General features: G+C 70.2%; 16 protein-coding genes and 1 pseudogene. 9 read left to right on the plus strand and 8 right to left on the minus strand.

Features of this window, described 5'->3' with window-relative positions; genetic code table 11:
- On the minus strand, window positions 1–288 hold a 288-nt coding region (locus EJC77_RS20650; protein ID WP_205786968.1), incomplete at its 3' end, for a hypothetical protein.
- 8 nt (window positions 289–296) lie between these two features.
- Window positions 297–1,081: pseudogene (locus EJC77_RS21325) on the minus strand (DUF6318 family protein).
- Between the two features lie 105 nt (window positions 1,082–1,186).
- Here EJC77_RS21325 and EJC77_RS07460 point away from each other — a divergent pair.
- The gene (locus EJC77_RS07460; RefSeq protein WP_125611195.1) at window positions 1,187–1,885 is read left to right on the plus strand and encodes an FMN reductase; all 699 of its coding nucleotides are present in this window, start codon (window positions 1,187–1,189) and stop codon (window positions 1,883–1,885) included.
- On the opposite strand, the gene EJC77_RS07465 is transcribed toward EJC77_RS07460, so the two are convergent.
- Window positions 1,870–2,856, minus strand: a complete 987-nt coding sequence (locus EJC77_RS07465) for a hypothetical protein (RefSeq protein WP_125611197.1) — start codon at window positions 2,854–2,856, stop codon at window positions 1,870–1,872. The two genes, EJC77_RS07460 and EJC77_RS07465, sit on opposite strands and share 16 nt — an antisense overlap.
- A 197-nt stretch (window positions 2,857–3,053) precedes the next feature.
- Here EJC77_RS07465 and EJC77_RS07470 point away from each other — a divergent pair, with 197 nt between their 5' ends.
- A complete protein-coding gene (locus EJC77_RS07470; protein WP_205786970.1) occupies window positions 3,054–4,094 on the plus strand; it encodes a class I SAM-dependent methyltransferase in 1,041 nt (346 codons plus the stop codon).
- 61 nt (window positions 4,095–4,155) lie between these two features.
- Here the strand turns inward: EJC77_RS07470 and EJC77_RS07475 are convergent, their stop codons facing one another.
- Entirely contained in the window at window positions 4,156–4,725 is a 570-nt protein-coding gene (locus tag EJC77_RS07475; protein WP_125611201.1) for an NADPH-dependent FMN reductase, read from the minus strand.
- A 230-nt stretch (window positions 4,726–4,955) separates the two neighbouring features.
- Between EJC77_RS07475 and EJC77_RS07480 the strand changes: the two genes are divergently transcribed.
- The 4 genes from EJC77_RS07480 to EJC77_RS07495 all read left to right on the plus strand — a co-directional run bounded on the left by EJC77_RS07480 (window position 4,956) and on the right by EJC77_RS07495 (window position 9,736).
- Entirely contained in the window at window positions 4,956–5,729 is a 774-nt protein-coding gene (locus EJC77_RS07480; RefSeq protein ID WP_125611203.1) for a hypothetical protein, read from the plus strand.
- Window positions 5,726–5,926: a DUF6186 family protein gene (locus tag EJC77_RS07485; protein WP_125611205.1), complete on the plus strand. Its 201-nt coding sequence runs from the start codon at window positions 5,726–5,728 to the stop codon at window positions 5,924–5,926. Before EJC77_RS07480 ends, EJC77_RS07485 begins: the two co-directional genes overlap by 4 nt.
- A gap of 165 nt (window positions 5,927–6,091) precedes the next feature.
- Entirely contained in the window at window positions 6,092–6,769 is a 678-nt protein-coding gene (locus EJC77_RS07490; protein WP_125611207.1) for a hypothetical protein, read from the plus strand.
- A 42-nt stretch (window positions 6,770–6,811) separates the two neighbouring features.
- Window positions 6,812–9,736, plus strand: coding sequence for a glycoside hydrolase family 2 TIM barrel-domain containing protein (locus EJC77_RS07495; protein WP_420820305.1), 2,925 nt, complete (start codon window positions 6,812–6,814; stop codon window positions 9,734–9,736).
- Between the two features lie 300 nt (window positions 9,737–10,036).
- Here EJC77_RS07495 and EJC77_RS20325 read toward each other — a convergent pair whose 3' ends face one another.
- Complete coding sequence (locus tag EJC77_RS20325; RefSeq protein ID WP_164520345.1) at window positions 10,037–10,201, minus strand: hypothetical protein; 165 nt, start codon at window positions 10,199–10,201, stop codon at window positions 10,037–10,039.
- Between the two features lie 189 nt (window positions 10,202–10,390).
- Between EJC77_RS20325 and EJC77_RS07500 the strand changes: the two genes are divergently transcribed.
- A complete protein-coding gene (locus EJC77_RS07500) occupies window positions 10,391–11,206 on the plus strand; it encodes an SDR family NAD(P)-dependent oxidoreductase (RefSeq protein ID WP_125611211.1) in 816 nt (271 codons plus the stop codon).
- A 90-nt stretch (window positions 11,207–11,296) separates the two neighbouring features.
- On the opposite strand, the gene EJC77_RS07505 is transcribed toward EJC77_RS07500, so the two are convergent.
- The 3 genes from EJC77_RS07505 to EJC77_RS07515 all read right to left on the minus strand — a co-directional run bounded on the left by EJC77_RS07505 (window position 11,297) and on the right by EJC77_RS07515 (window position 14,657).
- The gene (locus EJC77_RS07505) at window positions 11,297–13,093 is read right to left on the minus strand and encodes a hypothetical protein (protein WP_125611213.1); all 1,797 of its coding nucleotides are present in this window, start codon (window positions 13,091–13,093) and stop codon (window positions 11,297–11,299) included.
- An 89-nt stretch (window positions 13,094–13,182) separates the two neighbouring features.
- The gene (locus EJC77_RS07510) at window positions 13,183–13,869 is read right to left on the minus strand and encodes a cache domain-containing protein (protein WP_125611215.1); all 687 of its coding nucleotides are present in this window, start codon (window positions 13,867–13,869) and stop codon (window positions 13,183–13,185) included.
- Window positions 13,866–14,657: a FadR/GntR family transcriptional regulator gene (locus EJC77_RS07515; RefSeq protein ID WP_125611217.1), complete on the minus strand. Its 792-nt coding sequence runs from the start codon at window positions 14,655–14,657 to the stop codon at window positions 13,866–13,868. The genes EJC77_RS07510 and EJC77_RS07515 overlap by 4 nt, the downstream gene beginning before the upstream one ends.
- A 208-nt stretch (window positions 14,658–14,865) precedes the next feature.
- Between EJC77_RS07515 and EJC77_RS07520 the strand changes: the two genes are divergently transcribed.
- Complete coding sequence (locus EJC77_RS07520; protein WP_125611219.1) at window positions 14,866–15,948, plus strand: ABC transporter ATP-binding protein; 1,083 nt, start codon at window positions 14,866–14,868, stop codon at window positions 15,946–15,948.
- Between the two features lie 44 nt (window positions 15,949–15,992).
- Window positions 15,993–17,177, plus strand: coding sequence for an ABC transporter substrate-binding protein (locus EJC77_RS07525; protein ID WP_125611221.1), 1,185 nt, complete (start codon window positions 15,993–15,995; stop codon window positions 17,175–17,177).
- The last annotated feature ends 6 nt before the right edge of the window (window positions 17,178–17,183 follow it).

Consider the following 17,183-nt stretch of genomic DNA (forward strand, 5'->3'; position numbering starts at 1 on the left):
CGGCAGCGCGGCCGCACAGGCCGGGTAGATCGCATTGTCCCCGGCCAGGCACGCCGTCTCGTACTTGTAGACATAGGGGTCGTTCCCCGCCGCGGGTACAGGTGGCTGGCCCCACATACCGTCGCTGCCAGGCAACTGCTGCCAGCCACTGGTGTCGATGCCGCCACTCTCCCAAACGGCCTCGATGGGATCCTCGGAGTCGGTGCCAGCAGTGGCAGGTTCATTGGGGGAAGCCAAGCAGAAGACAAGTACCGAAACAAGAACCACTGGAAGAATTGGCCGGCGCATTTTCGAAGTCAGTCCTTGCTCAGGTGTTCCGCCGTGAGTGCGGTCCATCGGCCTGATTCGTACTTTGCTACGACGATGTCACCACGGGCGGGTTTGACCGGGTAGGTCGATTTTTTCGTACCATCGGCGCGGTAGAACGAGGTTTCCTCCTGTTGGACCATGACTATCGCCTGGTACTGATTGTCCGGAGTGCGCGTAAACGTCGATTGGGAACTCTTGACAGCCATTTTGCCCCCGACGATCCAGCGGCCCTTCGAGTGCCAGCCGACAACCGATTCCTTCACGCGTGCACACGTCACGCACTCGGGCACGGTGATGGCCATCATGGGTGTCATGTCGCCGGTCTCGTACGCGTAGCCGAGGGTGGCGTACCAGTGGCGGNCGCGGCCGGCAGCACCGGGACCGGGACGTTCTGGGCCGGGCCGCTGGCCGAGGCCGGCCTGTACACCGGTGCCGGCGTGGGTGTGGGGGAAGGTGGTGGGGGCGCGGCTGTCCTGCTCGCGCTGGCCCCGGCCGTGCCGCCGGAAACTCCACCCGGATCGCCACCGGCGGCGCACCCGGCCAGTGCCAGGGTGGCGGCGGCCAATGCCGCCACGGCCAGCGAGTATCGCCGCACGCTCCGTAGGCCAACAGAACGTCGAGCGCGGACCAGTGTCCCCGTGTTCGTCATGGAAGCCCCCATCAGGATTCCAGTGCGGGCCGCCTCGTCGCGGGCCCCGGCTGAGTTGGTCCCCAACCTAGCCCAGAACGCGCCGACGTGCCAGAAGTTATCCACAACAGAGCCGAACACCATGCGGGAATATCCCCGAAGGCGAGCCCGTTGAGCAAACTAGATGCAAACGCATGAGTCGGCGAGGGTCGTCGAACCCATGCAAGAACACGGAAGTAAGGAAACACCATGCAGCGCACCATCGTCGTCATCTCGGCCGGCCTCGGCTCCCCGTCCTCGACGCGCATGCTCGCGGACCAGCTCGCCGCCGCCGTCTCCGCCCAACTGGGCGAGCTGGGCGCCGAAGCCGTGCTCGACGTCGTCGAACTTCGCGACTACGCCGGCGACATCGCCAACAACCTGGTCACCGGCTATGCCGGCCCCGCGCTGGCCGACGTCATCGCCCGCGTGGGCGCCGCCGACGCCATGATCGCCGTGACGCCCACGTTCAGCGCGTCCTACAGCGGCCTGTTCAAGTCGTTCTTCGACGTGCTCAACCCCAAATTCCTCGACGGCATGCCCGTCCTGTTCGGCGCCACCGGCGGCAGCGCACGCCACTCGCTGGTGCTCGACATGGCCATCCGCCCGCTGTTCAGCTACCTGCGCGCCCGCACCATGCCCACGGCCGTATACGCCTCGCCCGAGGATTGGGGCGGCTCCGACGGCGGCGGCCTCGACCACCGCATCGCCCAGGCCGCCGGCGAACTCGCCACCGTCCTCACCGCCGGTATTGGTGGAAGCACGACGGCGGCGGGCACCGGCGCTTTCGGCTCCGCCATGGGTGCGGGGCACAAGGAGACGCGTGCAGCCCGGGACGCGGCGGCCATGGAATCGCTGCCCTTCGAACAGCTCCTTGCCCAGGTGCAGGCCGGTCAGAAGATCGGCTGAACCGGCGGGGCCGGGCGCGGCAGCGGGTCGAGAATGTCCTGCAGCACGCCCAGCCCGGTCCGGTACAGCTCCGGGTGGAACTCGGGGCTGGCGTGTCCGGTGTGCGGCAGGTCGTACTCGAAGAATTGGTTGTCCGGCAGCAAACGCCGCCAACCGCGCATCGCCTGGGCCGCGTTGACGATGAAATCCTCGGGATCGTACAGCAGCCCGATGCCGGTGGTGTGTGAGATGCCGCCGTCGAACTGGGCCGGAAACGCATCCAGGAACGTGCCCTGGCTGGTGCTCAGCATCAGGGAGTTGTTGTTCGGGTCGAACGACCGGCGCACCCCCGCACGCGCGGCGTCGTACATGTCCTGCCCGTTCGGGTTGGCCAGCCCGCTCCACACGCCGGCGGCCAACCGGCCCACCAGCCCCAGGTACGGCACCACGGCCCCGGCCAGCGAGATGTACTCCTTGCCCGGATCCAGGACGTCCGCGACACTGCTGGGGCTCGAGCCCATGACGATCAGCTTCACGTGGATGCCGTTCTGTTCCAGCAACGGCGCCAGCACGGCCGCGACCATGCCGCCGAAACTGTCGCCGTACAGGTACGCCTTGGTGATCTTGCGGGCGAACGCGTCGCGCTGGATGGCGATGAACAGCTGCGCCACGTCGATACCGTCGTTGGAGTAGCTGATCACCGAGGCCGGCGCCCGCAGGTTCATGGCCGGCTGCAGGGCGGCCAATTTGTCCACGGCCTGCCGATAGCCGACCCGGAACCCGCCCAGCAGGTACCAGGCGGTGCCCGGGAACAGCGCCGCGGCCGCCGTGTTGCCCGCATTGTCCGGGGTGGTGACGCGGAATTTGGTGCGGTCCGTGAGCACGTAGTCGCCGGCGATGTTGGCGCGGAACGCGGTGACGGCCGCGGCGCCCGCCACCGACAGGAACACGCGCCGGGACGGCCACGTGGGGCCCTTGGGTGTGCGAGCCACGGGCCTTTTCGTGGGGGACGCCTGATCGAGGCCGGGCGATGCCGTCGGCGCGGGTCTGTTCGTGTTCACTGCCATGGCGGTTCGCTTTCATTCTGCCACGCCGCGGGCCGCGGCAAGCCCGGAGTAGCCGCGGCAAGCCCGGAGTAGCCGCGGCAAGCCCGGAGTGGCCGCGGCGTCGGGGGAGTACGCTCGTGCCCATGGACGCTTCGTGGCGGCGGTGGTGGTTCCGGGCCATCCAGGCGGTGTACCTGCCGCTGACGGCGGTCGGCATGGCCTGGCTCATCGGCAAGGCGCTGGTGCACGCGCGCCGGACCGGCGAATCGGCCACGGCACTGGCCTCCCTGTACACGCGGTACATGCAGCACCAGCTGGGCGTCCGGCGCGACGTGACGGCCTCCGGCCTGATGACGAACCTGCCCAACGTGTCCCGGCCGGCCCTGCGGCTGGCTTCGGCGGCGACGCTGCTCGGGCACAAAGTGACCGGGCATGTGCCCCAGGTCTACGCGTACCCATACCGGGTGCGCCCCGGCCAGGAACACCCCTCCATGCGGCACGAGGCAACCGCACGCACCACGTACATCGACGAGGCGCTGGACGAGACCTTGGACGCGGGGCGGAATGCCACGGAACAACTGGTCATCCTCGGCGCCGGAAACGACACCCGCTGCTACGGACTGCCCGACGGGGCGCCGCCGCGCTGCTTCGAGGTGGACGCACCGGCCACGCAGGCACTCAAGCGCCGCATGCTCGACTCGCTCGGCGTCGCCTCCGGCCACGTGACGTTCGTCAGCACCGACTTCCTGCACGAGGACTGGCTGGAGGGGCTCGTCGCCGCCGGGTTCGACCCGTCCGTCCGCACATTCTTCGTGTGGGAGGGCGTGACCATGTACCTGGACCGCGAGGCCGTGACCGCGACGCTGCGACGGATCGCGGCCGGCGCCGCCGGGACCACGGTGGCCTTCGACTACCTCTCGCCGCGCATGCTCGGCAGCGATTCGGCCGTGTACAGGTACTCGCGGGCCGCGCTGGCCGCAGCCGGCGAACCGATGCGGTTCGCCCTCGGCGGCAGTGTGCCGGCCCGGGAGGAGGTTCGGGCGTTTCTGGCCGACTGCGGGCTGACGTTGGGCGTGCACCACATCTTTGGCGCCGAGGCGCCCGGCCGGCCCGCGTTCGCCGGCTTCGCCACGGCGATCGTGCCGGCCCAGGGCCGCGGCAGGCATCGAGGACCCGAAACGTAGCTCCGGTGGTCGAGCTTGTCGAGACCGGGGATTTCGACAGGCTCAATCACCGAGGAGCCCGCTACGGCACGATCTTCTGCGCGCCCACGACCTTCGTGATGAAGATGTGGAACTCGTTGAGCCAGTTGCGCAAGAACTCCTCCGTGGACGCCACGGTCACGTCGCCGTCGTCGGTGATGAGGCCCTCGGTGAAGTGGATGTATGCCTCCGGCTGCGCGATCTCGGGTGAATTCACGAAGGACAGGATGCTGCGCAGGTGTTGCTGCGCCACGGCCGTGCTGATCTGCCCCGGCGAGGTGCCGATCACGGCCGACGGCTTCTTCGCAAACGAGTTCTGCCCCCACGGCCGCGACCCCCAGTCGATGGCGTTCTTCAGCGCCCCCGGAATGGACCGGTTGTACTCGGGCGTGACGAACATGAGCGCGTCCACGCCGGCGATCGCGTCCTTCAGCGCCCGGCCCTCCGGCGGGTAGTCGGCGTCGTAGTCCCGGTTGTACAGCGGGAGGTCGCGGATCGGGATCTCCACGAGTTCGAGGGTGCCGGGCGCCAGCTTGTACAGCGCCTTTGCCAGTTTGCGGTTGATGGAATCCTTGGACAGGCCACCGACAAAAACGCCAACCTTGTACGACATTTTGAGTCCTTCGCTGTTGTGGACCAGCTGGAATCCCCGGGGGGATTTCCTTGTTCGGTGCGCGCGGTTCCCAATGTAGCCCCGGCTCCCGCCTCCGTCCACCGTTGCGTCGCGGACGGAAATGTACGACGCCGGTGCCCGCCTGGGTGCGCGGCCGCGGCCGCGCTCGCGGCGAGTGACGCCCGCCCGCGTGGGTGGCGCGGGCCGCGGGGCCGTGGTGAACTGGCTCCATGGTTGGCAGGGCCGAATCGAACCACGCGGAATCGAACCACCGGCGCCAGACCCGCCGGGCCGGACCGGCCGCCGGGGCGCGCCGGGCCTCGCCGTGGGCTTCCGCGCCGTGGATTGCGGTCCTGTTCCTGACCGCCGTGTTCCATTTTTACCGGGGTGTTCCGGCCGACGGGTGGATCTACCTGGTGGTCGGCGTGCTGCTGGCACTCGACCTGGCACTCGATCGGGCCTTCGGCCGGGCCCGGCGCCGGGGCACCCGCGCCGCGACCCGGCATGCCACGCCCGTCACGGCCCCGTACCGCGTGTCCCGGTGGGTGGTGGCCGGCGCCGCCGCATTCGTGGCCGCCGTCGTGTGGGCCGTCGTCGTCTGGGAGCCGGCCGCCGGAACGGGCATACCGTTCGTCGTCCCGTTGGCCGGGCTGGTCATGCTGGTCCTGGCGTGGCCGCAAAACATCCCGGCAGCGCAATCACCGCCATCGCTACGGGCCGCGCCACCGCCTGGCCCGGCCACCGCCGGGAGCCAACCACGGCGGCGGGTGCGCCGGGCCGCGTACCTGTGGTCCGGCGTCGTGCTTTTCCTGTGCATCTGGGAGCTGGGCACCTACTTCATCGACCGTTTCGTGCCCGACGGCGAGGTGACGTATCCGCAGTTGTCGGACCTGCTCGGGCCGCTGTTCGCCGCCGATTCCAGCCGCTGGTTCATGACGGCGCTGTGGCTCGTGGCGTGCGCGGCCATGGTGCGGGCAGGTCGCCAGGGCGGACCAGTCCCATGATCCATGCCATGGTCGTCGCCGGATACGTGCTGGTGCCCGTCATGGGCGTGGCCCTGGTGATCGCCGCCCGGCTGCGCCCCGACCGGCTGGCCGGGCTCGGCGAACTGCTCACCCACGTGCTGGCGCCGCGGGCGGCACGCATCACGCTGCTCGTGTTCGTGTGGTGGCTGGGCTGGCACTTCCTCGTCACGACGTGATCCCCGGTCCCTCCCAGAGCTCGCAAGTCCCCGGTCCCTCCCAGAGCTCGCAAGCTCGCTCCGGGACCCTCGGGACCGTGGGCCCTCGCTCCGGGGCCCTCGGGACCGTGGGCCCACCGGCCTGACATCGTCGCACGGAGCGCCCCGGGGTGGCAGGATGAAGACGTGCAGGACTTCTGGAACTTCGCGGGTCATTTCTGGTGGCTGGTCTTCCCCCTCGCCGGCATGGCGGGCGGGTGGGCCAAAGCGGTGTCTCGTGCGAACGAACGCCGGCACCAGCACCGGATGGAGATGTACCGGCTCAAGCACCCGCAGCCTGTCACGCCGTCGCCGGCCCCCGTGCCGGACGTGGCGCCCGGTGAAGTCGAGAAGCTGCTGGCCGACCACGACGCCGTCAACCGGCGGTGGCTCGACTACGAACTGGACGTCGCCAAGCTGATCGACTTCCCCATGATGACCGATGTGCGCGAGCCCCTGACCGTGGCGTTCCTGCGCGCCAAGCGGGAGGCGGACCGCGTGCGACCCGCGGACCCGGCCGAGGTGGCCACGCGCACCCGGTTGGAGGAGTACCGCAAGGCCGTGACCGACTTCGAGGTGGCGTTCGACGTGGCCGAACGGGAGGCCAAGCGCATCCGGGACACCGGGTTCGACGAGCCCGAACGGCAACGGCTGGCCACGGCCCGCAAGCTCGTCACGCTGGCCGAGGACGAAGCGGCGTCGCCGGCCGAACGGCAGACGGCCTACAAGCGCGCCCGCCGCGAACTCGAGGGCCTGATCGTGCTGCCCGACGTGACCATCGCCTCGCTCGAGGAGAAGGTCGCCAGGATGATCGGCCAACAGTAGCAAGGACCGTCCCCCCACCGAAACCAGAGCAAGGACATGCCCGTGGAAGTTTCGACCGACCTCTCCGCCAGCCGCTACAACACCGTCGTCGACCTTGCGTCGCCGGGCCCCGATACGGGCAGCATCCGGCCCCGCGCCCGTTTCGACTCGGGACTGCCCGCGCGGTCGCTCAACGGGACGTGGCGGTTCCACCTGGCCGCGTCGCTGGCGGGCGCGCCCGAGGGCATCGAGGCCGAGGACTTCGACGACGCGGCCTGGGCGGACCTGCCCGTGCCGTCCAACTGGAACCTGCACGGGCACGGCCGGCCCGCCTACACGAATGTGGTGTTCCCGTTCCCGCTCGACCCGCCGCACGCCCCCGACGCGAACCAGATCGGCGACCACCGGCTGGACTTCGACGCGTCCCCCGACTTCCTGGCCGGGGCGTTGCTGCGCTTCGACGGCATCGACTCGGCCGGCACCGTCTGGCTGAACGGCACGCTGCTGGGCACCACCCGCGGGGCCAAGCTGCCGCACGAATTCGACGTCACCGGCGTGCTGCGCGCCACGGCCAACGTGCTGGTGGTCCGGGTGGCCCAGTTCTGCGCCGCCAGCTACCTGGAGGACCAGGACGAGTGGTGGCTGCCGGGCATCTTCCGCGACGTCACGTTGCTGGCCCACCCGGAGGGCGCCGTGCGGGACGTGTTCGTCCACGCCGGCTACACGGCGGACGGGCAGGGGGCGCTGCGCGTGGAGCTCGATCCGCCCCTGCCCTGGGCGCGGGTGACCGTTGCGGAGCTGGGGTTCGCCGCGGACCTGGCCGCCGGCGGGCCGGCCGTCAATGTGGGCCCGGTGGCGCCATGGAGCGCGGAGTCGCCGCGGCTGTATGGCCTGGAAATCACGACGGCGGTGCAAACGGTGCGCCTGCGCGTGGGCTTCCGCACGGTGACGGTCGCCGCGGGCCAGCTCAGGCTCAACGGCCGGCCGCTGCTGTTCCAGGGCGTCAACCGGCACGAGCACCACCCGGACCTGGGCCGTGCCGTCCCGCACGAGCGCCTGGTCCGTGAACTGCACCTGATGAAGCGGCACAACATCAATGCGATCCGCACCTCGCACTACCCGCCGCACCCGGACCTGCTGGACCTGGCGGACGAGCTCGGCTTCTACCTCATCGACGAATGCGACTACGAGTCCCACGGGTTCGAGGAGGCCGGCTGGGAGGGCAACCCGAGCGCCGATCCGGCCCACCGAGACGCCCTGCTGGACCGGATGGCGCGCACCGTGGAGCGGGACAAGAACCACCCCAGCGTGCTCATCTGGTCACTGGGCAACGAGTCCGGCCGGGGCGAGAACCTGGCCGCCATGGCCGAATGGAGCCGGCGGCGGGACCCGGACCGCCCCATCCACTATGAGGGTGACTGGGCGTCCACGTACGTGGACGTGTATTCGCGCATGTACCCGTCCCCGGCCGAGGTGGAGCTGATCGGACGCCGGCAGGAGGAACCGTTGGCCGACCCCGCCCAGGACGCGCACCGCCGCGGACTGCCGTTCATCCTGTGCGAGTATGCGCACGCCATGGGCAACGGCCCCGGCGGCCTGCGGGACTACCAAGACCTGTTCGAGACGTACCCGCGGCTGCAGGGCGGCTTCGTGTGGGAGTGGATCGAGCACGGCATCCGCCGACAGACCCCGGACGGCGTGTCCTACTTCGCGTACGGCGGCGACTTCGGCGAAACGGTCCACGACGGCAACTTCGTCATCGACGGCCTGGTCTCCGCCGACCTGGAGCCGCGCCCGGGCCTGCTCGACCTCAAGGCCGTGATCGCCCCCGTGAAGCTGGCCGTGGACGAGGCCTGGGCCGTGCTCGAGGTCCGCAACGCGTACACGTTCGCGGACCTGTCGCAGCTCGCGTTCACCTGGACGGTCACGGGGCCCGGCGGCGTGCTGGGATCCGGCCCCGTGGAGGTGCCGGCCACGGCGGCAGGGGAGCGGGCCGCCGTCGGACTTCCCGAGGAGGCGACGGCGCTGCGCGCGCCGGAGCGGGTGCTGACCGTCGCGGCCGTGCTGGCCGGCGACCAGGCCTGGGCGCCGGCCGGGCACGAGATCGCATGGTGCCAGCAGGGGTCGCCCGCCGCCCCCGTGCCGGAGGTGACGGGCGACGCCGCGCCCGTGCTCGACGGCGCGCTGGTGCGGCTGGGCCCGGCCGCGTTCAGCCGCGCCACCGGGGAACTGGCGGAATTCAGGGGCCTGGCCATCGACGGGCCGCGGCTGAACCTGTGGCGCGCGCCCACCGACAACGACATGGGCAAGGACTGGTTCAACGAGGGAGCGCGGGACCACGAAGGGTGGGCGGCGAGCCGGCTGCCGCTGCTGCACGGCCGGCTGGTGTCGATGAGGGACGACGGCGGGGCGCTCGTCGTGCGCGTCCGCTACGGCGTGCCGGTGGACCGGCAGCACGTGGACGTCACGTATACGTGGCTGAGCGACGGGGACGCGCTGTCGCTGCGGGCGCACGTGCTCCCGTCCGAGGGGTGGGGCCGGACCTGGGCGCGGGTCGGGTTTGACCTCCGGCTCCCAGGTGCTCTCCGGGACGTATCGTGGACCGGGTTCGGGCCCGGGCCGAGGTACCCGGACACGGGGTACGCCCAGCGGCTGGGCTGGTTCACGGCCGATCTGGACGAGTTGCAGGTGCCCTACGTGCGGCCGCAGGAGAACGGGCTGCGGGCCGGCGTCACGGCGCTGGCACTGCGCGGTCCCGCCGGCGGACTGGAGTTCCGCGGCGAGGACTTCGGGTTCACGGCCCGGCCGTGGTCGCAGGCCGCCCTCGCGGCCGCGAACCACACGCCCGATTTGGTGCCGGACGGGTTCGTGCACCTGACGCTCGACGCGTTGGTGCACGGCATCGGCACCGCGTCCTGCGGGCCGGGCGTGCTGCCGCGGTACCGGCTGGCACCGCAGGAGGCGGAGTTCCGGGTGGTCATCCGGTAGGGCGGGTCCGGTGGTCGAGCTTGTCGAGGCCCCTGGTGGTCGAGCTTGTCGAGGCCGGGGATTTCGGCAGGCTCAATCACCGAGACGGTGGTCGAGCTTGTCGAGGCCGGGGATTTCGACAAGCTCAATCACCGAGACGGTGGTCGAGCTTGTCGAGACCCGGGGGTGATTTCGACGGGCTCAATCACCGGCAGGCTCAATCACCGGCGATTCCGCCAAGCGCGCGTCCCAGCGGCGTGCGGCCGCGGTCCTGGCCGCGGCCGTGGTCGGAACCCGGCCGGGCGGCCTGCCCGGTCCCGCTCACAGCGTCGCGGTGGCCGGCCAGTCGGACTCGGCGTCGGCCGGCTGGCCGACCGGGTCCCAGCGGTACGACGCGTAGTCCGGTTCGCGCGGCGCAACGGTGCGGATCGGGAATGAGCCGTGGGCGTCGTCGTGCACCACCGTCACGCCGTTTCGCTGCTCCATGCGGTGGCGTCGATGTCTATCTGGCGTTCGATGGTGTCGCTGACGGTGTTCATGGGAGGCTCCCGGGTTGACTTCATGTGCAACTCAATGGTTTTAGATGGGTCGTGTTGTGTCCAGCATTCACAGCGGGAACACATGCGGGGGCGTTAGCGTTCGGCGCAAGGACCCTCGACAGGCAAGGAAGCCCTGATGAATCGAACCGTTGTGATCACCGGCGCCAGTGATGGGATCGGCGCGGCCGCTGCCCGCATGCTGGCGCATCCGTCGGACACCCTGGTGCTGGTGGGCCGGTCCCCGGCAAAGACGGCGGCCGTGGCGCAGCAGCTGGAGGCGGACTCGTTCACGGCCGACTTCGCCGACCTGGCCCAGGTGCGCGAGCTGGCCGGGAAGCTGGCCGCGGCCTACCCCCGCATCGACGTGCTCGCCAACAACGCCGGCGGCGTCATGGGGCGCCGGGAGGTGACCGTGGACGGGCACGAGAAGACGTTCCAGGTCAACCACCTGGCGCCGTTCCTGCTGACCACGCTGCTGATGGACCGGTTGGTGGAGAGCAGGGCCACTGTCATCAACACCTCTAGTAGGGCGCACAGGGTTTTCGGCCGCTTCGACATCGACGACCTGGACGCGGAGCGCAAGTATGCGACGAACGCGGCGTACGGCAACGCCAAGGTGGCCGTCATCCTGTTCACCCGGGAACTGCAGCGCCGGTTCGGGGACCACGGGATTGCGGCGGCGGCGTTCCACCCGGGCACGGTGGCCACCAGCTTCGCGCACGGATCCACCAGCTCCATGCGCATGGCCCAGATGCCGATGGCGAAGCGGTTCCTGTTGACCCCGGAACAGGGTGCGGACACGCTGGTGTGGCTGGCTTCGACCGTGCCGGGCGTCGACTGGGTGCCGGGCGAGTACTACGCCAAGCGCCGCATCGCCAAGTCGTCCCCGGCGGCGAGCGATCCGGACCTGGCCCGGCGGCTGTGGGAGCGCAGCGCCGCGATGGTCGGTTGAGCCGGGTCTCGACGAGCTCGACCACCGGTCGACGAGCTCGACCACCGGTGGTCGAGCTCGTCGAGACCCACACCAGTTTAGGACGGCGGGCTACGGTTTCAGATCGTCATGCAGCACCACGCGGGACAGCTCGATGCCGCCGTCCTTGAGCTTCCAGTAGTGCAGGCGCAGCGCGGCCGGGGCCTTCTGCTCGACGTACAGCCGCCAGCACACGTCCCCGCCGCGCTGCACGGCGGGTGCGTGGGCGCCCTCGTTTTGCCGCAGCCAGTGCGGTTCGCGGTTGTGCAGCGGACCGTCCCGGTTCGCGACGAGGTCGACGACGGCGCGCAGCACCTTCGCGCGGCGCGGGGCGGGAAGCGCGGCGATGCTGGACAGGAAGCCGTCGCCGAGCGAATAGTTGCCCAACGCGTGGACGCCCAGGGTTTCGGCGTCCTTGTCGACGGCCGGCACCTGGTCCGCCCACGCCAGGTACACCTCGTGCCGGAACTGGTCGGCCGGGTCCGTGAACGCGGGCGCGGGCGCCGCATCCGAGCGCGAGCTGGCCGTGCGGCGCTTCTTGCGCAGGTCCACGATCGTCGACTTCGAGGACGCCAATTCGCGTTTCAGCTCGTCGACCCGGTGCACGGCGTCATTGTATAGGCGGGCCAGGTCGTCGTTCTTGGACCGCTCCGCCTCGAGCTGGCGTTGCAGCGCGGCGGCGACCTCATCGGTGGCGCCGCGCTTGTCCAGTTGCAGTTGCAGCGCGGCGATGGCCTGTTGGGCCGTGGCCAACTGCCGCTGGGTGGTCTGCAACGCCGTCTTCCGTTCGGCGGCGGAGAGCACCGGGGCGGGGTCCGGCCGGCGGGCGGCCGGGGCGAAAAGGCTCGCATACGGGCGGTCGAGCGCCAGCCAGGGCGGTCCGCCGGGGACCAGCGCCGGGGCTGGGACGACCGGTTCGTCGTCGTCCACGTCCAGCATGCTCAAGGCCACCTCGCCGGCGACGTATTGCACGCGCACGCACACCACCTCGCCCTCGGTGAGCAGGTCCTGGGCGGAGTCGAGTTCGTTCGACGAGATCTGCCCGATGCCGATCGTGAACTCGGTCCCGGGCCAGAACTGCAACCGGGCCTCGGCCGGGCGGACGGCGACGACGCGGGCCAGGGCCAGCTGCCCGTCCCGGTAGACGGCCGTGAACGTGGGCCGCCCGTGGGCCAGGGCGGAGACGTCGAACGTGCCGTCGGCCGGGTTGTGCGTGCCGGTCAGCACCTGCCCGACCGACAGAATCCAGTCGAGCGGGATGGACGGGAAGAGGTCGTCGGCGTGGATTTCGGCCGAGCCGCCGCCGTCGACGAGGACGACGACGGCGGTGGTCCCGTTCGCGTTGAACTCCTTCACCGACGCCGTGACGCGGGCCGGGCCCCGCGCCGTCGCGCGCGTGGCGTCCGGGCGGATCACCGGCAGGGCGGCGGTGTCCTGGGCATGCCACGCGGTGGCACTGACGTCATGGCGCAGCTTCTCGGTGAGGCGTTCCACGTCCTCCGCGGTGTGCGGGAGGCGCAGGACGCTCCGGTGCGGGTGTGTCTGCCATGACGCGTCCGGTGCGTAGACGCGGGCGGCGACGCCGAACACGTGGGTCTGCGCCGGCATGAGTTTCTCGAAGGCCCGGGTGTCCGCGCCGTCGACGACCTCGAAGACGTCGACGGCGTCGCCCAGGATGCCGGCTATGCGGTCCGCGTCGAAATGGAGCGGGTCCTGGCGCTTGTGCGAGATGACGACGGCGGTCCGGTCACGCCCGGGGTCGAGCAGGTGGGCGGCGAGGTCGGCGACCGGGATCCGCCGGACCCGGGCGACGGGCGCGACGGAGGTGATCGGCGCCGCCGGCGCCTTGCGCCGTTTCCGTGCCGGCATGGGCCACCTCCTCCCGCCGCACCAGGGTTGCCGATGGTTGAGCTGTTAACATACCGTGACACCCCTGCAAAACGCCGGAGCGGGCCTGCCTACGCCACGGCCGCCGCGGCCAGCAGCGTGAAGCTGCGCCCGATGGGCGTCGCGGCGGCGCCCTCCGCCGGGCCGATCACATCCCCGGCGTCCACATCCGGTGCCGCGCAGACGATGGTTCGGCCGCCGGCGCTGACCAGCGCCGCTCGGGGGCCGATCCGGCGCAACAGTGGCAGGGCGCGCCGCTCCAGTGTCTGGGCGGTGACATCCAGGCCCACGATCCCGGCCACGGCGTCGCCGCGGAACACCGGATGGGTGAACGTGAGCACGTATTCGTCCGTGCACAGCAGGTCGATGTACGGTCCGGTGACATGCGGGCGCCGGGTGGCCACGGGGACCTTGAACCATTCGGCCCCCACGTACCGGCTCATCGACTGCGGGCTGAAGTTCGCCAGCGCGTCCACACGTTCCAGGTCCTCGCCCTGCCACCAGGCGATGTAGCTGCGGTCCGGGCCGAGCAGGCCGGCCGAAGCGATGAAGCCCGCGCCCGTCACGTTCGACCCGGGCGCCAGCAACATGTCGGAGACCGTGGGGCGGACAAACTTGTCGATGGCCGAACCCGAAAGCTTCCCCGCGTCGTTGAGCCATCGCGTGGTGGCGGCGGCCCAGTCGTCGATGCGCCCTTCAATGCCCTCGACGAGGGTGCGCAGCTCGGCCGTGGCCGGCGCGGCGTCGTTGCCGTTCATGAAGCCTCTTCCTCGGTGGTTCCGGGGGTGTGTGCCTGGCCGGCCGCGTGTTCGGCCAGCAGCCAATTGGTGGTGGTCTGGATCAGTTCGCGCGTGCGGGCCTCGGCTGCGCCGGAATCGTGTGATTCGATGGCCGCCGTCACCGCCTCGCTCAATTCCGCGATGTGTTCGCAAAACGCCGGGTCGCCGAACGGCAGCAGCGTCAATGTTCCCATATCCGCCTGCAGGCGCAGGATTTCCCTGGCCAGCCGGGCGGAGCGGGCCACGGCCGCGACCTCCAGCATGAATTCCGACGCCGACAGTCGCCAGGCCAGGGCCGTCGCCCCTTGCCCGTCCCCGGCGGCGGGGCGGATGTAGCCGCGCAGCGAGGCAATGTCCGCCGCGTCCGAGCGCCGGGCCGCAACCCCCGCGCACGTGGCGGCGATGGCCCGCCAGTGCAGCCCCAGGTCGCTGATCTGCAGCCTGGTCAGGTCCAGCAACCGGGCCCGGGCCCGCTCGGGGGAGGGCAGCGCGTCGTCGGCGATGAAGCTGCCGCCGCTGCGCCCGCGCACGGTGCGGATCAGGCCCTGGCCGCGCAATTGGGACAGCGCCTCGCGGGTGGTGACGGCGGAGACGCCCAGTGCCCCGGCCAGTTCGATCTCGTTCGGCAGCCGCTGCCCGCTGGTGAGCAGCCCGGTCTCCACGGCCAGCTCGATGCGCCGGCACACCTCGTCCACGAGTCCGCCCGACTTGATGGGCAGGAACACGGCGGCCAGGCTGCGCGACGCGCCCAGGGGTGACAGCGACATGCGGTTCCCTCCCCGGGTGGTGCCTGGCGGCGCTCGGTGCGCCGTGCAGCAATCGTAACCAGAAGTTTATGACCAGGTCTATACATAAATCCTCCTATGTAATAGTGTTTGTGATCGTCAACCCGATGTGCCCTGCATCACGTGCCGGGGGCGTCGCTTCAGAAACACGCGAGTCGACCCCGTCGGCCCGCCTCACGAAAGGCGCACCATGAGCCAGACCGTCCTGGGCGGCGACCGCGCAGCCACACCGTCCGGCACCGCCGAGGTCCCCGCCATCCGCCTGCGCAACCTCGTCAAGCGATTCGGCGAGACGGCCGCCGTCGACGGCGTCGACCTGGACATCCGGCAGGGCGAGTTCTTCTCCATGCTCGGCCCGTCCGGCTCCGGCAAGACCACCGTGCTGCGCCTGATCGCCGGGTTCGACCTGCCCACCTCCGGCACCATCGAGCTGGAGGGCAGGGACGTCAGTGGCATGGCCCCGTTCCAGCGCGATGTCAACACCGTGTTCCAGGATTACGCGCTGTTCCCGCACATGTCGCTGCTGGACAACGTCGCGTACGGGCTGCGCGTGCGCGGCATGGCCAAGCAGGAGCGCCGCGAGCGCGCCGTCGAGGCCCTGGACCGCGTCCAGCTCGGCAAGTTCGTGACCCGCCGCCCCGCCCAGCTCTCCGGCGGCCAGCGCCAACGCGTCGCGCTGGCCCGTGCCCTGGTGGTCGAGCCCAAGGTGCTGCTGCTGGACGAACCGCTCGGCGCGCTCGACCTGAAGCTGCGCCAGCAGATGCAGCTCGAGTTGAAGGAGCTGCAGCGCTCGCTCGGCATCACCTTCATCTTCGTTACGCACGACCAGGAGGAGGCGCTGACCATGAGCGACCGCATCGGCGTGTTCAACAACGGCAAGATCGCCCAGACCGGCACCGCGCACGAGATCTACCGGCGCCCCACCGGTCCGTTCGTCGCCAACTTCGTCGGCACCTCGAACCTGTTCGGCGCCGACGCCGCCGGCCGGCTGTACGGCCGCGGCGGCCAGTTCGTGGTCCGCCCGGAGCGGCTCGCCATCGGTTGGGACGGCGCCACGCCATCGGACGACGGCGTCACCGCCGTCCGCGGGACGGTCGCCTCCGTCGTCTACGTGGGGCACGCCACCCAGGTCCACGTGGCGCTGGAAGGCGGCCCCGCCGTCGTCGTTCTGGTGGGCGCGGACCTGCCCGGCGCGGACGACGACCTGCTTGGCCGTTCCGTCGCCGTCTCCTGGGCCGACCGGGACGCCGTCTGGCTGCCCGACGCGGCCTGAACCACGTTTCCATCATCATTCGCACATTACGAAAGGCACGAACCATGGGACCCAAGAAATCGCTGAAAGTGGCCGGGGCGCTGGCCGTCGCGGCCCTGGCCCTGTCCGCCTGCGGCACCTCCGGCGGCGGCACCTCCGGCGGCGGCAACGCCGTCGCGAAGACCTCGATCGGGGACGGGGAGGGGCAGGTGTCGATCCTGGCGTGGCCCGGCTACGTCGAGGACGGCAGCAACGACCCCAAGGTCAACTGGGTCAAGCCGTTCGAGGAACAGACGGGCTGCAAGGTCAGTTTCAAGCCGTTCGGCACCTCCGATGAGGCCGTGACGCTCATGCGCACGGGCCAGTACGACGTCATCTCCGCCTCCGGCGACGCGTCGCTGCGCCTGATCGCCGGCGGCGACGTGCAGCCGGTCAACGTGGGCCTGCTGAAAAACTACGCCGACGTGTACCCGTTCCTGAAGGACAAGGCGTGGAACACCGTGGACGGCAAGAACTACGGCATGCCGCACGGCTGGGGCGCCAACGTGCTCATGTACCGCACGGACAAGGTCAGCCCGGCACCGACGTCGTGGAGTTCCGTGTTCACCGACGCGGGCAAGAACGCCGGCAAGGTCACCGCCTACGACTCGCCGATCTACATCGCCGACGCGGCGCTGTACCTGATGAAGCACAAGCCGGAGCTGGGCATCAAGAACCCGTACGCGCTGGACAAGGACCAGCTCGCCGCGGCCGTGTCGCTGCTCAAGGACCAGCGCAAGAACGTGGGCGAATACTGGAACGACGTCGTGAAGTCCGTGCAGTCGTTCGCCTCCGGCGGCACCGTCATCGGCACCACCTGGCAGGTCGGGGCGAACATCGCCAAGGCCGACGGCGCGAAGGTCGAGACCGTGCTGCCCGAGGAAGGGGCCACGGGCTGGTCTGACACGTGGATGATCGGCGCGAAGACCAAGAACCCGAACTGCTCCTACAAGTGGCTGGACTACATTGCCAGCCCCAAGGCCAACGCCCAGGTGGCCGAGTACTTCGGCGAGTCGCCGGCGAACCCGTTGGCCTGCGCGCTGACCGAGGACAAGAACCACTGCGCGACGTACCACTCCGGCGACGCATCCTACGCGGACAAGATCTGGTACTGGACCACGCCCGTGGCCACCTGCCTGGACGGCCGCAAGGACACCACCTGCACCGACTACTCCGAGTGGACCAAGGCCTGGACGGAGATCAAGGGCTAGCAACCA

The organism is Specibacter cremeus, assembly GCF_003946885.1.
GTDB lineage: Bacteria > Actinomycetota > Actinomycetes > Actinomycetales > Micrococcaceae > Specibacter > Specibacter cremeus.

Bases quoted from the DNA above. Each gene is read 5' to 3' on its own strand.
- EJC77_RS07460 (WP_125611195.1), top strand. From the start codon at position 1,187: ATGCAGCGCACCATCGTCGTCATCTCGGCCGGCCTCGGCTCCCCGTCC.
- EJC77_RS07470 (WP_205786970.1), top strand. From the start codon at position 3,054: ATGGACGCTTCGTGGCGGCGGTGGTGGTTCCGGGCCATCCAGGCGGTG.
- EJC77_RS07475 (WP_125611201.1), bottom strand. From the start codon at position 4,725: ATGTCGTACAAGGTTGGCGTTTTTGTCGGTGGCCTGTCCAAGGATTCC.
- EJC77_RS07480 (WP_125611203.1), top strand. From the start codon at position 4,956: ATGGTTGGCAGGGCCGAATCGAACCACGCGGAATCGAACCACCGGCGC.
- EJC77_RS07485 (WP_125611205.1), top strand. From the start codon at position 5,726: ATGATCCATGCCATGGTCGTCGCCGGATACGTGCTGGTGCCCGTCATG.
- EJC77_RS20325 (WP_164520345.1), bottom strand. From the start codon at position 10,201: ATGGAGCAGCGAAACGGCGTGACGGTGGTGCACGACGACGCCCACGGC.
- EJC77_RS07500 (WP_125611211.1), top strand. From the start codon at position 10,391: ATGAATCGAACCGTTGTGATCACCGGCGCCAGTGATGGGATCGGCGCG.
- EJC77_RS07505 (WP_125611213.1), bottom strand. From the start codon at position 13,093: ATGCCGGCACGGAAACGGCGCAAGGCGCCGGCGGCGCCGATCACCTCC.
- EJC77_RS07510 (WP_125611215.1), bottom strand. From the start codon at position 13,869: ATGAACGGCAACGACGCCGCGCCGGCCACGGCCGAGCTGCGCACCCTC.
- EJC77_RS07515 (WP_125611217.1), bottom strand. From the start codon at position 14,657: ATGTCGCTGTCACCCCTGGGCGCGTCGCGCAGCCTGGCCGCCGTGTTC.
- EJC77_RS07520 (WP_125611219.1), top strand. From the start codon at position 14,866: ATGAGCCAGACCGTCCTGGGCGGCGACCGCGCAGCCACACCGTCCGGC.
- EJC77_RS07525 (WP_125611221.1), top strand. From the start codon at position 15,993: ATGGGACCCAAGAAATCGCTGAAAGTGGCCGGGGCGCTGGCCGTCGCG.